At 65.5% G+C, this 14,086-nt stretch carries 20 protein-coding genes; 7 read left to right on the plus strand and 13 right to left on the minus strand.

Going from position 1 to position 14,086, the window contains the following annotated elements; all coding sequences use genetic code 11:
* Positions 1-29: 29 nt before the first annotated feature.
* Both AB0362_RS25870 and AB0362_RS25875 read left to right on the plus strand, forming a co-directional pair.
* Positions 30-491, plus strand: coding sequence for a peroxiredoxin (locus AB0362_RS25870; protein WP_317784325.1), 462 nt, complete (start codon positions 30-32; stop codon positions 489-491).
* 88 nt (positions 492-579) lie between these two features.
* Positions 580-1,086, plus strand: a complete 507-nt coding sequence (locus AB0362_RS25875) for a MarR family transcriptional regulator (protein ID WP_068052632.1) — start codon at positions 580-582, stop codon at positions 1,084-1,086.
* Here the strand turns inward: AB0362_RS25875 and hisI are convergent.
* The 12 genes from hisI to AB0362_RS25935 all read right to left on the minus strand — a co-directional run bounded on the left by hisI (position 1,077) and on the right by AB0362_RS25935 (position 10,050).
* Entirely contained in the window at positions 1,077-1,430 is a 354-nt protein-coding gene (gene hisI / locus AB0362_RS25880; RefSeq protein ID WP_366236289.1) for a phosphoribosyl-AMP cyclohydrolase, read from the minus strand. The two genes, AB0362_RS25875 and hisI, sit on opposite strands and share 10 nt — an antisense overlap.
* Positions 1,431-1,445: 15 nt before the next feature.
* The gene (gene hisF, locus AB0362_RS25885; protein WP_366236290.1) at positions 1,446-2,219 is read right to left on the minus strand and encodes an imidazole glycerol phosphate synthase subunit HisF; all 774 of its coding nucleotides are present in this window, start codon (positions 2,217-2,219) and stop codon (positions 1,446-1,448) included.
* Positions 2,216-3,046 carry an inositol monophosphatase family protein gene (locus AB0362_RS25890; protein WP_366236291.1) on the minus strand — a complete coding sequence of 277 codons (831 nt, stop codon included), beginning with the start codon at positions 3,044-3,046 and terminating at the stop codon, positions 2,216-2,218. Before AB0362_RS25890 ends, hisF begins: the two co-directional genes overlap by 4 nt.
* A 7-nt stretch (positions 3,047-3,053) precedes the next feature.
* A complete protein-coding gene (gene priA / locus AB0362_RS25895) occupies positions 3,054-3,788 on the minus strand; it encodes a bifunctional 1-(5-phosphoribosyl)-5-((5-phosphoribosylamino)methylideneamino)imidazole-4-carboxamide isomerase/phosphoribosylanthranilate isomerase PriA (protein WP_008715867.1) in 735 nt (244 codons plus the stop codon).
* Positions 3,789-3,844: 56 nt separating this feature from the next.
* Positions 3,845-4,051 (minus strand): hypothetical protein, encoded by a 207-nt coding sequence (locus AB0362_RS25900; RefSeq protein ID WP_094669887.1) that lies wholly within the window; start codon positions 4,049-4,051, stop codon positions 3,845-3,847.
* Complete coding sequence (gene hisH / locus AB0362_RS25905; RefSeq protein ID WP_037192708.1) at positions 4,048-4,677, minus strand: imidazole glycerol phosphate synthase subunit HisH; 630 nt, start codon at positions 4,675-4,677, stop codon at positions 4,048-4,050. Before hisH ends, AB0362_RS25900 begins: the two co-directional genes overlap by 4 nt.
* A complete protein-coding gene (locus tag AB0362_RS25910) occupies positions 4,674-5,792 on the minus strand; it encodes an MFS transporter (RefSeq protein WP_366236294.1) in 1,119 nt (372 codons plus the stop codon). The genes hisH and AB0362_RS25910 overlap by 4 nt, the downstream gene beginning before the upstream one ends.
* Positions 5,793-5,853: 61 nt before the next feature.
* Positions 5,854-6,477 carry an imidazoleglycerol-phosphate dehydratase HisB gene (gene hisB / locus AB0362_RS25915; protein WP_032394340.1) on the minus strand — a complete coding sequence of 208 codons (624 nt, stop codon included), beginning with the start codon at positions 6,475-6,477 and terminating at the stop codon, positions 5,854-5,856.
* A complete protein-coding gene (locus AB0362_RS25920; protein ID WP_317784328.1) occupies positions 6,474-7,604 on the minus strand; it encodes a histidinol-phosphate transaminase in 1,131 nt (376 codons plus the stop codon). The genes hisB and AB0362_RS25920 overlap by 4 nt, the downstream gene beginning before the upstream one ends.
* Positions 7,601-8,953, minus strand: a complete 1,353-nt coding sequence (gene hisD, locus AB0362_RS25925; protein WP_094640095.1) for a histidinol dehydrogenase — start codon at positions 8,951-8,953, stop codon at positions 7,601-7,603. Before hisD ends, AB0362_RS25920 begins: the two co-directional genes overlap by 4 nt.
* An 89-nt stretch (positions 8,954-9,042) precedes the next feature.
* Complete coding sequence (locus tag AB0362_RS25930; RefSeq protein WP_366236292.1) at positions 9,043-9,561, minus strand: DinB family protein; 519 nt, start codon at positions 9,559-9,561, stop codon at positions 9,043-9,045.
* A 21-nt stretch (positions 9,562-9,582) separates the two neighbouring features.
* Positions 9,583-10,050 carry an SRPBCC family protein gene (locus AB0362_RS25935; RefSeq protein ID WP_149406097.1) on the minus strand — a complete coding sequence of 156 codons (468 nt, stop codon included), beginning with the start codon at positions 10,048-10,050 and terminating at the stop codon, positions 9,583-9,585.
* A gap of 82 nt (positions 10,051-10,132) precedes the next feature.
* Here AB0362_RS25935 and rhtB point away from each other — a divergent pair, with 82 nt between their 5' ends.
* From rhtB to AB0362_RS25950, 3 genes are read left to right on the plus strand one after another with little or no spacing between them, the layout of a single operon-like run.
* Positions 10,133-10,759 (plus strand): homoserine/homoserine lactone efflux protein, encoded by a 627-nt coding sequence (gene rhtB, locus AB0362_RS25940; RefSeq protein WP_317784331.1) that lies wholly within the window; start codon positions 10,133-10,135, stop codon positions 10,757-10,759.
* An 11-nt stretch (positions 10,760-10,770) separates the two neighbouring features.
* Positions 10,771-10,920, plus strand: coding sequence for a hypothetical protein (locus AB0362_RS25945; RefSeq protein WP_155289322.1), 150 nt, complete (start codon positions 10,771-10,773; stop codon positions 10,918-10,920).
* A complete protein-coding gene (locus AB0362_RS25950; protein WP_149406100.1) occupies positions 10,917-11,300 on the plus strand; it encodes a YchJ family protein in 384 nt (127 codons plus the stop codon). The genes AB0362_RS25945 and AB0362_RS25950 overlap by 4 nt, the downstream gene beginning before the upstream one ends.
* Here the strand turns inward: AB0362_RS25950 and AB0362_RS25955 are convergent.
* Positions 11,297-11,713 (minus strand): DUF5997 family protein, encoded by a 417-nt coding sequence (locus AB0362_RS25955; protein WP_317784332.1) that lies wholly within the window; start codon positions 11,711-11,713, stop codon positions 11,297-11,299. The genes AB0362_RS25950 and AB0362_RS25955 overlap by 4 nt on opposite strands.
* Before the next feature lie 78 nt (positions 11,714-11,791).
* Between AB0362_RS25955 and AB0362_RS25960 the strand changes: the two genes are divergently transcribed.
* Entirely contained in the window at positions 11,792-12,775 is a 984-nt protein-coding gene (locus AB0362_RS25960; protein WP_317784333.1) for a LysR family transcriptional regulator, read from the plus strand.
* A gap of 79 nt (positions 12,776-12,854) precedes the next feature.
* On the plus strand, positions 12,855-14,086 hold a 1,232-nt coding region (locus tag AB0362_RS25965; RefSeq protein WP_366236293.1), incomplete at its 3' end, for a DUF222 domain-containing protein.

Here is a 14,086-nt window from a genome sequence, read left to right on the forward strand (position 1 = left end):
AGGTCGGTGCTCGCGGTAACCTGCCGAGCATGAAACCAGGCGAGCTCGTTCCCGATTTTTCCCTGCCGGACCAGACCGGAGAGACCCGAACACTGACCGAATTGCTGGCGAACGGTCCGATCGTGCTGTTCTTCTACCCCGCGGCCTTCACTCCCGGTTGCACCGCCGAGGCGTGCCACTTCCGGGACTTGGCATCGGAGTTCGCCGAGGTCGGAGCAACCCGCGTCGGCATCAGTGCCGACGCCGTCGCCAAGCAGGCAGAGTTCGCCGCCGCCAAGTCCTTCGACTACCCGCTGCTCTCCGACGAGGACGGCAGTGTCGCCACCGCATTCGGCGTCAAGCGCGGTCTGCTGGCAAAGCTCTCCCCGGTCAAGCGCGCGACGTTCGTGATCGGCACCGACCGGAAGGTACTCGAGACCTTCTCGAGCGAAGTACGGTTCGAAGCCCATGCGGACAAGGCTCTGGAGTACCTGCGGGCACATCGCAGCTAGAGCACTGTCCGACGCGATGCCTCGGGTGGGGGGAACCTCGAGGCATCATGTGCAGGCGACAACCAACTCGATCGAGAGGTTCCCCGCGATGAATACGTCGGCGACACCGCAACACACGGTGGATCCCCGTTGGCTCACCGAGAGTCAACAGGAGGCCTGGCGATCACTCGTCGCGCTGGTCACTCGGTTGCCGGCAGCGTTGGACGCTCAGCTGCAGCGCGATTCGCAGCTGACCCACTTCGACTACTTCGTCCTCGCGACGGTCAGCGAGAATCCCCAGCGGCGGATCCAACTCCGCGACTTGGCCGAATACGCGAACGCGTCGCTCTCGCGCCTCTCACACGTGGTGACGAAGCTCGAGAAGGCCGGGTGGGTCGAGCGCGAGAGTATCCCGGGCAGCCGGGGATCCTATGCGGTGCTGACCGACGCAGGTATGGCCAAAGTCGTGGAATCGGCACCCGGGCACGTCGGCACGGTGCAGTCGCTGGTGTTCGAGGGTCTGTCCGACGCGGAGGTCGAGCAACTCGGGACCCTGAGTTCGACTCTGCTGGCGCAGTTGGACAAGGGAATAGCAGCGGGAACCGGTCACGCCTGAGTGTCGGGTCCCAGCAGGACGTCGCTATCGAAACAGGTGTGAGTGCCGGTGTGACACGCCGCGCCGACCTGATCCACGACCAAGAGCACGGTGTCGCCGTCGCAGTCGAGTCGAACCTCGTGCACGTACTGCGTGTGACCCGACGTCTCACCCTTGACCCAGTACTGCTGCCTGGACCGTGAGTAGTACGTGCCCTTACGGGTGTCGATGGTTCGAGCGAGTGCCTCGTCGTCCATCCACGCAACCATGAGTACCTGACCGGTGGATCTTTCCTGAACGACAGCGCTGAACAGCCCGGCCTCGTTGCGCTTGAGCCGCGCGGACAGCGTCGGGTCGAGTGTCATCGGAAATCCTCTTCGCTATCGAACGACGATGTGCTCGGCGCGCATCGCATCTTTGACCTGGCCGATGGTGAGATCGCCGAAGTGGAAGACACTCGCGGCAAGAACGGCGTCCGCTCCGGCGTGCACAGCCGGCGAGAAGTGCTCGACACTACCGGCTCCACCGCTGGCGATCACCGGCACATGCACCGCAGACCGAACGGCGGCGATCATCGGCAGATCGAATCCGGCCTTCGTTCCGTCGGCGTCCATCGAATTGAGCAGGATCTCCCCGACGCCCAGTTCTGCACCGCGTACTGCCCATTCGACGGCGTCGATGCCGGTGCCGCGTTTGCCGCCGTGCGTGGTGACCTCCCAGCCCGACGGGGTGTCCTGCTGCCCCTGAGGGACGGTTCGGGCGTCGACCGAGAGCACGATGCACTGTGAGCCGAACCGTTCGCTGAGCTCGCGCAGCAACTCCGGTCGGGCGATCGCAGCGGTGTTGACGCTGACCTTGTCCGCACCGGCTCGCAACAGCCGATCCACATCGCCGACGGTGCGCACTCCCCCGCCGACGGTGAGCGGGATGAAGACCTGCTCGGCGGTGCGGCTGACGACGTCGAGCATCGTGCCCCTGTCCGAGGTCGACGCGGTGACGTCGAGGAAGGTCAGTTCGTCGGCACCCTGGGCGTCGTAGACGGCCGCTAGCTCCACGGGATCGCCTGCGTCACGGAGGTTTTCGAAGTTGACTCCCTTGACGACCCGTCCGGCGTCGACGTCGAGGCACGGAATCACTCTGACCGCGACGCTCATCGCACCGGTCCTTCCAGATAGTCGACGGGATCGCCGAGTTCGGTGATCACCTTCAGCAATTCTTCGTGCACGCCCGGTCCGGCTGCCAGGACCGATGCAGAGTCGACGGTCCAGGGTTCACCCGCGAGGTCGGTGACGATTCCGCCTGCTGCGCGTACCAGCAGCGCACCGGCCGCGTTGTCCCAGGCACGGTGACCGAAGACGACTGCTCCGCCGAGTACTCCGCTGGCCGTGTAGGCCAGATCGACCCCGGTGGCACCGTGCATCCGCAGTCGCGAGGAATGCATCGACAACTCTTCGAGAATGCGGAATCGGAACCGGCCCGGCAGCGAACCGCGGCTGGCGACGTTGAACGCACCGAATCCGATCATGGACTCGCGCAACGCTTTCGGCTTCAGCGCCGGAAGGGCGACACCGTTGAGCAGCAGGGGCCCGCCTGCCACAGCGGCGAAACGCTGATCCACCAACGGCAGCCAGGTGAGCCCGAGCACCGGCTCGCCGTCGTCGAGCAACGCCAACAACGTTCCGGCCGAGGGCAATCCCGACGAGTAGTTGAAGGTGCCGTCGATCGGGTCCAGCACCCAGACGAGTCCCTGGTTCAGGTCCGGTCCCCCGAACTCCTCACCGTGAACGGCGATTCCGGTGGCCTCGAGTAGTTCCGCACCGAGCCGCCGCTCGAGTTCCAGGTCCACCGCCGTGGCGAAGTCGTCGGGGCCCTTCTGCACTGCGCTCGGCGCGCCGACACCGGCGACGAACCGATCGTGGATGCCGTCGAGCAGACCACCGGCGATCTCGAGCAGACGAGTCGGGTCCTCGGGAAGGGTCATTCTTGCGTTACCGAGACACCGCGGCGAGGGCGTCCGGGAGCGTGAAACGTCCGGCGTACAGCGCCTTTCCGACGATGGAACCCTCGACCCCGCGGTCGACGAGTCCGGCGATCGCTTCCAGGTCTGCAATCGTGGACACGCCACCCGACGCGATGACCGGCTTGTCGGTCTTGGCACACACATCGGCGAGCAGTTCCAGGTTGGGTCCGGTCAACGTGCCGTCCTTGGTGACGTCGGTGACGACGTAGCGCGAGCACCCGTCGCGCTCGAGCCGCTCGAGAACCTCCCACAGGTCGCCGCCGTCGCTCACCCAACCGCGACCGCGCAACCGCGGCGCTCCGTCGACGATGAGCACGTCCAGACCGACGGCGACACGATCGCCGAACTCGCCGATCGCGCGGGAGCACCACTGCGGATCTTCGAGGGCTGCGGTGCCGAGATTGACTCGCGCGCAACCGGTCGCCAGCGCCGCGCGCAGCGACTCGTCGTCACGAATTCCGCCGGACAGCTCCACCTTGACGTCGAGCTCGCCGACGACCGACGCCAGCAGCTCGCGGTTGGATCCGCGGCCGAACGCAGCGTCGAGATCGACGAGGTGGACCCACTCGGCACCGTCGTTCTGCCACGCGAGTGCGGCGTCGCGAGGCGACCCGTACTTCGTTTCGCTTCCTGCTTCTCCTTGAACGAGACGGACAGCTTCGCCGCCTGCGACATCGACAGCAGGCAATAAGACCAGGCTCACGTGCGGTTATGCTACGGGCCGAGCGTGTGTGAACTCAAAACGGGTCGACTGTGGTGCTACCGGAGTTCCTTGCGCGTCATGCGTGTGGACACCACGCCCATGGCCGCGATCGCGCCGACCACACCGGCCAACGCGATGACCAGACCCACCCCGGCGCTCGGCTGCAGCACCGCGATCAGTGCCGTCGCGAGGGCGAGCACGATCACAGCCGCACCGAGTGCTCGAAAGGCCAAGCGCCCGAGTGAGAACTCGCGCTCGCTCACACCGATCGGACCCAGTTCTCCAGCAGCGCGGCCCCGGCGTCACCGGACTTCTCCGGGTGGAACTGAGTCGCCGAGAGCGCACCGTTCTCCACTGCAGCGAGAAACCGGCCGCCGTGATCGGCCCAGGTGAGCAACGGGGCAGCGATGGTGTCGCTGGGTTCGAGCTCCCACTGCTGCGCGGCGTAGGAGTGGACGAAGTAGAACCGAGTCTCGGGATCGATGCCGTCGAACAGCACGCTCTTCTCGGGTGCCTCGACGGTGTTCCATCCCATGTGGGGCAGCACCTCGGCCTGCAAACGCTCCACCGTTCCCGGCCACTCCCCGCAACCGTTCGCCTCGACGCCGAACTCGACGCCGCGGTCGAACAGGATCTGCATTCCGACGCAGATGCCGAGCACGGGACGTCCGCCGGCCAGGCGACGGCCGATGATGCGGTCGCCCTTCACCGCCAACAGACCTTCCATGCAGGCGGCGAACGCACCGACACCGGGAACGACCAACGCTTCTGCGTTCAGAGCCTCGTCGAAGTCCGAGGTCACGGTCACATCGGCACCGACCCGGGCGAGAGCCCTCTTCGCCGAGTGCAGATTGCCCGAGCCGTAATCGAGCAACACCACAGAAGTCATGTGGGAAGTCTATCGGGGCGTGGTCTCGCGATGAGCGCCACCGCCGCGACGACGACCACCGTGGCAGCAGCAGCGGTGAATCCAGCGGTGTACCCCACACTTGTCGCCAGGACGCCGAGGGCGAGGGCACCCGCCCCGGTGCCCGCGTCGAAGCTGATGTTCCAGACGGCGCTCGCGCTGCTGTAACGGGCGGGGCCGGCTGCGTCGAACGCCATGACGAGACTGTCGTTCTGGCATGCGCCGTACCCGATTCCGAACAGGACGGCTGCGACGAAGAACAGCGCCGCGGGCATGTTGCCGAGCGCGGCGATTGCGAAGAGTGCGATCCCGATCGCCGCGGACACCAGCGCCGGAAACACGGAGCGTCCGATTCCGATTCGATCCGCCACCGACCCTGCGACGTATCGCCCGACGAGCATCGCGGCGCTGACAACGGCCAGTGCGAGTCCGATCATCGCGGCTCGGTTCGATTCGGCGATCGGCAACAGACTGGTGATTCCCCCGTATGCCGCGGACACCGAGGCCACGACGAGACACGGCACCAGGAATTGACGTACGTCGAGGCGAACCCGCTCGATCCTCGGCGGCTGCGGTGCGGGCCGGGTCGGCGGCAACAGCGCCACTCCGATCAGGCCGGCTGCGGGCACCAGAGCACCGAGGACGAACACGGCCGTCGGACTCGCCGCGAAAATCACCAGACCCAGTGGCAGCGTGACCATCTGAGACAAGGCGACGGCGATGCCCTGCGCGCCCGTTGCCCGGCCGAGCAACGCCGTCGGAGCGAGCTCGGCGACGATGGCGGCACCGGCGACCGTCAACATTCCGAAACCGGTGCCCCGCAGGGCGGACACCGCCAGCGCCGGTGCGGCCTCGACGGAGACGATGAACAGCAGGGCGGGTAACCCGAGGAGCAGGCATCCGGCCGCGAGGACCGCGCGGTGGCCGACCTTCATCAGCATGCTCGGCACGAACAGTTGAGTGATCACCGTCGTGGCCATGAAGATCGCGGTGCTGGCAGCCGCCACCGCATCCGATGCCCCCGACTGGGACACCGCGAGGGGGACCACCGGAAGCAGCAGTCCCCAGCCACCGAACGACGCCGCACCCATGGCCATCGCGGCCGGAAGACCGCGGATGGAACTCGGGCTGCTCAATGCACGAGCGCCGATCGACCGATCACAGACTTCCCTTGGTGGACAGCACACCGGTGACGCGAGGGTCGTACTCGGTGGCCTGACGCAGTGCACGAGCCACGGCCTTGAACTCGGCTTCGGTGATGTGGTGCTGGTCGCGGCCATAAATCACTCGGACGTGCAGTGCGATCCGAGCGTTCGAGGCCAGCGTCTCGAACACGTGCTTGTTGATCACCGTGGAGTACGGAACACCGGGGTAGCCGCCGATCACCGAGTGCACCATGTAGTCCGGCTCGCCGGTGTGTACGCAGTACGGACGACCGGACACGTCGACGGCCGCGTGCACGAGCGTTTCGTCCATCGGAATGAACGAGTCACCGAACCGAGTGATGCCCGCCTTGTCGCCGAGGGCCTGACCGAGGGCCTGGCCGAGCACGATCGCAGTGTCCTCGACGGTGTGGTGCGCCTCGATCTCGATGTCGCCCTTCGCGCGCACCGTCAGGTCGAAACGAGCATGGGTGCCGAGCGCGGTGAGCATGTGGTCGTAGAACGGAACGCCGGTGGAGATGTCGACGATGCCGGTGCCGTCGAGGTTCAGCTCGACCGAGATGTCGGATTCCTTGGTGGTGCGCTCGATCTTGGCGATGCGGGGAGCGGGTGTGGTCACTTCGGTGCCTCTGCTGTTTCGGTCGATGCGAGTGCTGCGCTGACGGTGAGGAATCGGTCGTTCTCGTGCGCCAGTCCGATGGTGACGCGAAGATATCCGGGAATTCCGACGTCCCGGATGAGCACGCCTTCGTCCAGGTACCGCTGCCAGGTCGCGGCCGCATCGGAGAACCGGCCGAAGAGCAGGAAGTTGGCGTCGGACGGCACCACGTCGTACCCCTGGCGGCCGAGAGCCGCTGCCACCCGATCTCGTTCGGCGGAGAGTTCGGCCACGCTCCCGAGGGTGTCCGAGGCATGCCGCAGCGCCGCTCGCGCAGCTGCCTGCGTGACGACCGATAGGTGATACGGCAAGCGCACCAACAACATTGCGTCGACCACGGCCGGGGCAGCCACCAGATATCCCAGCCGACCGCCGGCGAACGCGAACGCCTTGCTCATCGTTCGGCTGACCACGATCTTGCTGGGGTAGCTCTCGATCAAGCCGATCGCGCTCGGCGCAGAGGAGAATTCCGCGTAGGCCTCGTCGACCACCACGATTCCCGGTGCCGCGTCGAGGATTCGGCGCAGATCAGCCTCGTCGATGCTGTGGCCCGTCGGATTGTTGGGGCTGGTGACGAACACGACATCGGGTCGACGTTCTTCGATCGCCTGCACTGCGTAGTCGACGTCGAGAGAGAAATCTGCCCGACGCTTCGCCGGAATCCATTCGGTCTGCGTCCCGGAGGAGATGATCGGGTGCATCGAGTACGACGGTACGAAGCCCAGCGCGGTGCGATCCGGTCCCCCGAATGCCTGCAGCAACTGCTGCAGAATCTCGTTGGAGCCGTTGGCCGCCCACACATTTGCCGCGTCGACCGCGAAGCCGGTCTGCTCGGTGAGATAGCGGGCGAGGTCTGCCCGTAATTCGTCGGCATCGCGATCCGGGTAGCGGTGCAACTGCCCGGCGGCGAGCCGAACGGAGTCCGCCACATCGTCGATCAAGGCCTGCGTCGGCGGGTGCGGATTTTCGTTGGTGTTCAACTGAACCGGCACGGTCAGCTGCGGCGCACCGTACGGTGACTTGCCGATCAGTGCCTCACGCAGTGGGAGGTCGTCCAGCGAGACCGCTTGTCCCAGAGCATCGGTCATGACGGATCACCGGTACGCAACCCTTCGAACCGCAGCCGCACCGCTTCTCCGTGAGCCGGCAGATCCTCGGCGTTCGCCAGCGCAATGACGTGTGCTGCAACATCTTTCAGCGCGGATTCGCTGTAGTCCACCACGTGGATTCCGCGCAGGAACGTCTGCACACTGAGGCCGGACGAGTGGCGCGCGCATCCCGCCGTCGGCAGGACGTGATTGGAGCCGGCGCAGTAGTCGCCGAGGCTCACCGGAGACCACGCCCCGACGAACACGGCACCGGCGCTGCGCACCCGGGCTGCGACGTCGGACGCGTCCTTCGTCTGGATCTCGAGGTGCTCGGCGGCGTAGGCGTTGACCACGGCCAATCCCTGCGTGACGTCGTCGACTAGCACGATGCCGGACTGGCTTCCGTTCAGTGCGGTGGCCACGCGTTCTGCATGCCGGGTGGTCGCCATCTGTGCGTTGACGGCCTCGTCCACGGCATCGGCCAGTTCGATACTGTCCGTGACCAACACACTGGCCGCCATGACGTCGTGTTCGGCCTGGCTGATGAGGTCCGCTGCCACGTGAATCGGGTCCGCGGTGGCGTCGGCGAGAATCGCGATCTCGGTCGGTCCTGCCTCGGAGTCGATTCCGATGAGCGAGCGACACAGTCGCTTGGCGGCCGTGACGTAGATGTTGCCCGGACCGGTGATCAGATCGACCGGTGCCAACTCGCCGCCGTCGGTGTCGACGCCGCCGTAGGTGAGCAGCGCGACGCCCTGTCCACCGCCGACGGCCCAGACCTCGTCGACGCCGAGCAGCTGCGCCGCAGCCAGGATCGTCGGGTGCGGCAGACCGCCGAAGTTCTTCTGCGGCGGCGATGCCACCACCAGAGAGCCGACGCCTGCGATCTGCGCGGGCACCACGTTCATCACGACCGACGACGGATACACGGCGTTGCCGCCGGGCACGTACAGGCCGACGCGATCGACGGGGATCCAGCGTTCGGTCACCGTGCCGCCGGGTACCACCTGAGTGGTGTGGTCGGTTCGACGCTGATCCGAGTGCACCAGACGGGTTCGTTCGATCGCGACCTCGAGAGCAGCGCGAACATCGGAATCGAGCTCGGCGAGGGCCTTGACCAGTTCTTCCTGCGGGACGCGAATGCGATCCGGCCGGACGCCGTCGAACTTCTCACTGAACTCGAGCGCAGCCTCGGTGCCGCGTTCGCGGACGGCATCGACGACGGGGCGAACCTGATGCAGCACCGAATCGACATCCACTCCGCCTCGAGGAAGTGCGCCGCGTAGTTCGGCGGTGGATGGAGTTCGTCCGCGTAGATCGACGCGGGCGAGCTCGATGCGGGCAGGCATAGTGGGCCCCTTCGTGAAGTCGGTTCGGTGCCGGGGTTCGGTCGTAACAGTGTGGTTCGAACACCCAGGATAGTTCCACCGAATTCCGCTCAGCCCCGCACGTCCCACAGATGATGGATGGGGTCGTGAATGTAGTAGGCGGCCAGTGATTCGACCGAGAAGTTCGATCCGTCGCTGCGCCGGCCGGTCCGATGCCGATTCTCGGGCAGAACGGCGGCGAAATCGTCGGCGAGGGCGCGCGCGGCGTCACCGAGTTCCGACGCCACTGTCGCGGGATCCTGGGAGTTGTAGTCGTCCGCCAGCGCAGTGGCGTCCTGGTCCCAGTTCGCGAACTCGGGATCGTCCTCGGTCAGCACCAGCGCCAGCCGGGTACGGAAGACGCGGTGCGCGTCACGTACGTGCGCGGCGTACTCGAGGTCGGACCACGTCGAGTCGTCGGGTCGCAGTGCAACGTCTTTGCGCCGCAGAACCGCTTCCCAACGCTCGACGTCGGCGCGAATCAGGTCCGGGATGTCGTCGTATACGACGGCACTGGAGTCGAACCCGCAATCCGGGCACGCTCGTTCGAGTACCCAGGTCCAGTTCTTGGTGTCGGGATCGATCGGCATGCCGGTCAGAATAGATGCAGGTCAGGCGTAGCGGGCAGCCAGGTTGTGCAGCGTGCTCTTGATGCCCTGGGCGTTCTTCTGCGGCATCTTGAACAGTTCCAGCATCTTCGGGGACTTCGCCGTTCCGTACTTGAAGCTCTCGGTGACCGTCGTCAGTCCCGGCTGCTTCTCCTCGAACTCCCAGCGCCAGCTGTGCCCCAGCGGATGCTGCCACTCGACGACCTTGTGCTTGTCCGCGTCGACGAACTCGGTGACGGTGCTGGTGATCTTGTACGGCACGCCGTACTGCTTCATGCCGACCGAGAATGTGGCACCGCTACTGAGACGATCGGGACCTTTGACGGTGTCCTTGACGGTTCCGGACCCGTCGAGTTCGCCATGGCGGCGCGGATCGGCCACGATCGCGAACAATTCGGCCGCAGGCGCTCGAACCTCGGTCTGCTTGGAAACTTGCTGCGGTCCTGTGTCGATGGATCTGATGTCTGCCATTCGGGAGGTCTACCCCGTCGCGCTGCGTTCGACACCCGCGGCCGGGCGGAATCGGAGTTGACGGGCGTAGTTCAATGAACGCATGTCCTGGTCAGTGTGGCTCGCATTCCTCGGCGCGAGCATCGTCATCAGTCTCTCCCCCGGTGCCGGTGCCATCGCGTCGATGTCCACCGGGCTTCGCTACGGCCTACGCCGCGGATACTGGAACATCTTCGGGTTGCAGATCGGGTTGCTCCTGCAGATCGGCATCGTCGCCGTCGGGCTCGGAGCTGTTCTGGCGAACTCCGCGCTGGCCTTCACCGCCATCAAATGGTTCGGCGTCGCCTACCTGGTCTATCTGGGCATTCGGCAATGGCGTGCGGCCCCCACCGACGTCGCCGACGCTCCAGCGGTGGCCGACCGCGGAACGACGATGCTCGCCCGAGGATTCCTCGTCAACGCGAGCAACCCGAAGGCGGTCGTCTTCATGGTCGCAGTGCTCCCCCAGTTCCTCGACCCGGCTCGGCCCCTACTGGCCCAGTACCTGGCGATCGCGGCCACGATGGTGGCAGTCGACATGCTGGTGATGACCGGATACACATCCCTGGCATCTCGGGTGCTGCGGCTGATGAAATCGCAGCGCCAGCAGAAAACGATGAATCGCACGTTCGCCGGGATGTTCTTCGCCGCTGCGACGTTTCTCGCGACCGTCCGGCGCGTGACTCCGTGAGGAAATACCGCGTGATCATGAAGAACGCACTCGGCGGCGACCCGATCCCACTGGGACTGTTCGACACACTCCTCGAGGCCAACACGTGGATCCAGGACGTCGGCAAGCGAGACGAGCACGAACTGGGCACTTACACAGTGGAAGTGGAAGCAGCGGAGTGAGTCGGCGGTGTCCGTGTTCGAGCGGTGACACGTTCGACGCATGCTGCGAGCCGTATCTGCTCGGAGTAGCGAACGCACCGACGGCGGAGACACTGATGCGTTCGCGATTCACCGCGTTCGCCGTCGCAGACGTGGACTACCTCCGCAGATCGTGGCATTCCGACACCGCACCGTCCGAGCTGGAATTGGACCCCGATCAGCGGTGGTATCGACTCGACATTCTGGCAACCGACGCCGGTGGATTGTTCGACGACGCAGGAACCGTCGAATTCCGAGCTCGGTACAAGCATCCCGATGGGGCGGGCTCGATGACCGAGGTGAGCCGCTTCGTTCGAGTGGACGGCCGCTGGCGTTACCTCGACGGGGTGGTCTCCCGCTAGAGGTTGCGGAGCTTTGTCGGCCGATTACCGGCGGTACGACGTGCTTCTTGCTTCTCCTTGATGCGTTCGGCATCCTTGCGCACCTGAATCTGGGTGCGACGCTCCCGGACGAGCCACTGCGGCGGGCTGGCGACGAGCTCATCGATGGCATCACTGGTCAACGCTTCGGTGACACCGCCGCGGGCCAGTCCTGCGATGGACACGCCGAGCTTCTTCGCGATGACGTCGCGCGGGAAGGGTCCGTTGGTCTGCAAGTCGGTCAACCACTGAGGCGGATCGCTGCGCAACGCGTCCAGTTCGGACCTGCTGACCATCGAACTCTGGAATTCTTCGGGTGCTGCGGGAAGATAGATGCCGAGCTTGTTCGCCGCGGTCAATGGCTTCATGGTCTGCTGCTTGTTCTCCGGGCTCACCGGAACAGCTTATCCGGCCATGAGCGCTCTCGACGCCACGGTCGCTCGCGGCCCGCGTCGTCCCATAGGGTCGACACCGTGAACATCGATGTGCAGACACTGCGCTGGTATGCGGCCGTGGCGCAGCAACTGCATTTCGCGCGCGCTGCTCAGTCGCTGGGAATTTCGCGAATCCGATTGAGCAAGACGGTCGTGGAACTGGAGGAGCAGCTCGGCGTCGACCTGTTCGTACCGGGTGCCTCGCCCACCGAGCTCACCGCGGACGGCCGCGATCTACTGGAGCGGGCGCTGGCGGCGATCGCCGAGGACGACCGGCTGTCGGAACTCGCGCAGGTTGCTGCAGCCGAGCCGACGACCTTCACCATCGGGTACGCCGAGGGGGTCACGCTCACCAAGTGGACACGCATCTGGGCCGATCGGTTCCCCGATGTCACTCTCTCCGTGGTGGCGACAACCCCGGAGACACAGGTGGCGGCCTTGCACGACGGCACGGTCGATGTGAGCTTCGTTCGTCCGCCGATCGATCGCGAAGGCCTCAACGCGATCGGTCTCTATCAAGAGGTGCAGGTCGTGGTGGTACCGAAGGACCACGCAGTCGCCGCATTCGATTCGGTCACCGCCACCGACCTCGCCGACGAACATCTGCTCGCCGACCCCGCGACGGTGCCCGAATGGGCAGCTGTGGCAACCGAACTCGTGACCGGCAATCGCCCGGAACTTCCGCCGATGAATTCCGCCGCGGAGACGTTCGAGTACGTGGCCGCCGGGTTGGGGGTGGCGATCGTGCCGCACTCGGTGGCGCGTTTCAACGCCCGTAAGGACCTCGTCTACCGCCCGGTGACCGACGTCGAGCAGTCGCAGATCGCACTGGCCTGGGTCGCCGAACGCGAGGACGACCGCATCGAGGAATTCATCGGCATCGTCCGCGGCCGCTCGACCCGCAGCTCACGCGGTGCATCGGACGAGGCACCGGTCAAGAAGAAGAAAGCGCACCCCTCCAAACCTGCTCGCCCCGTTGCCAAGACGAAAACGAACGCCCGACGCAGCGGGAAGCGTCGCTGAATCTGCACTGTTGCGCCGGCCCGAATCGTGACAAACGTGTGTTCGAAAGTTTGTCGGTGGGTCGCGGTAGATTTTGTTCATGCTTTCGGGGGACGGCGGATCAGGGGTGGACGGCATCGATGTGGTGCCGCCTGCCCCTGACGTGTCCGATCCCGAGTTGTCGGCATTCGTGGAGCGGGTCGAGTCCGCGGTCGCGGAGTTGGCGCGGCAGGCGTCGGTGTCGTGGACGAACACCGACCGGCGTGCGGTGATCCAACGCATGGAGATGCTGACACGGTCGCTGACCGCGTACTCGTACACCTGGCTGAACGAGTTGATTTCTCAGCATGGCCTCGACGTGTATCCGGGCTCGGTGCCGTCGTCGGTGGCGTGGATGCTGCGGATCACCCCACGAGCAGCAGGAGCACGAGTGCGTCTGGCTGCGGAGTTGGGGGATCGCACCTCGTTCTCCGGTGAAATTCTGGCCCCGTTGCTGCCGCATACCGCCGAAGCACTGCGGGCGGGGTTGCTCGACGCCAAGCACGTGCAGATGATCCGCGAATTCTTCCGCCATCTGCCCTCGAGTGTCGATCCGCAGACCCGCGATCTCGCCGAACAACAGTTGGTGGAACAGGCAGTGAAATTGCGGCCGGACGATTTCGCGCCGGTGGTGGCGTGCCTGGACGCGATGCTGAACCCGGACGGCGACCACGACGATGATGATGATGACGATGACGACGGAAACCCGCCGAAGCCACGGAAGCGGAGGGATGCGTTCTTCTACCTCGGCGAGCAAGGGGTCGACGGGATGTCGGAAGGAAAATTCTGCGTCGACCCCGAACTACGCGCCTACCTCGAAGCCCTGTTCTCCAAAGCCGCGAAACCCGGCATGTACAACCCCGCAGACCCGACATCGATCGTCCACGACGAGACCGAAGGGGACGGCAGTGCCACTGCGCCGCAGCCCGAGTCGACGTCCAATGATGCACGGTTGTGGGACAACACCGGCTGTGACGGTGAGGGCGAATGCGGCGAGGGTGCCGACTGTGGTTGCGGCACTGAGTCAGGTGACACGCCTGACACCGGCGACGACGACAGCGACACTGGTGTCGACGATCCTGCCGCGGACAAGACAGCAACGCGGGACGCGGCCGCCGCACGCGATCTCCGCACCCAGAACGAACGTCGTCACGACGCCCTGAAACTGGCACTCCGGCAGGTAATGGCATCCGGAACCCTCGGCACACACCGAGGCCTGCCCGTCACCGCGATCGTCACCATGAGCCTGAAAGATCTCGAAGCCGGCTGCGGTTACGCGAAGACCGCCACCGG

It is taken from the genome of Rhodococcus sp. NPDC079359 (assembly GCF_040702585.1).
Lineage (GTDB): Bacteria > Actinomycetota > Actinomycetes > Mycobacteriales > Mycobacteriaceae > Rhodococcoides.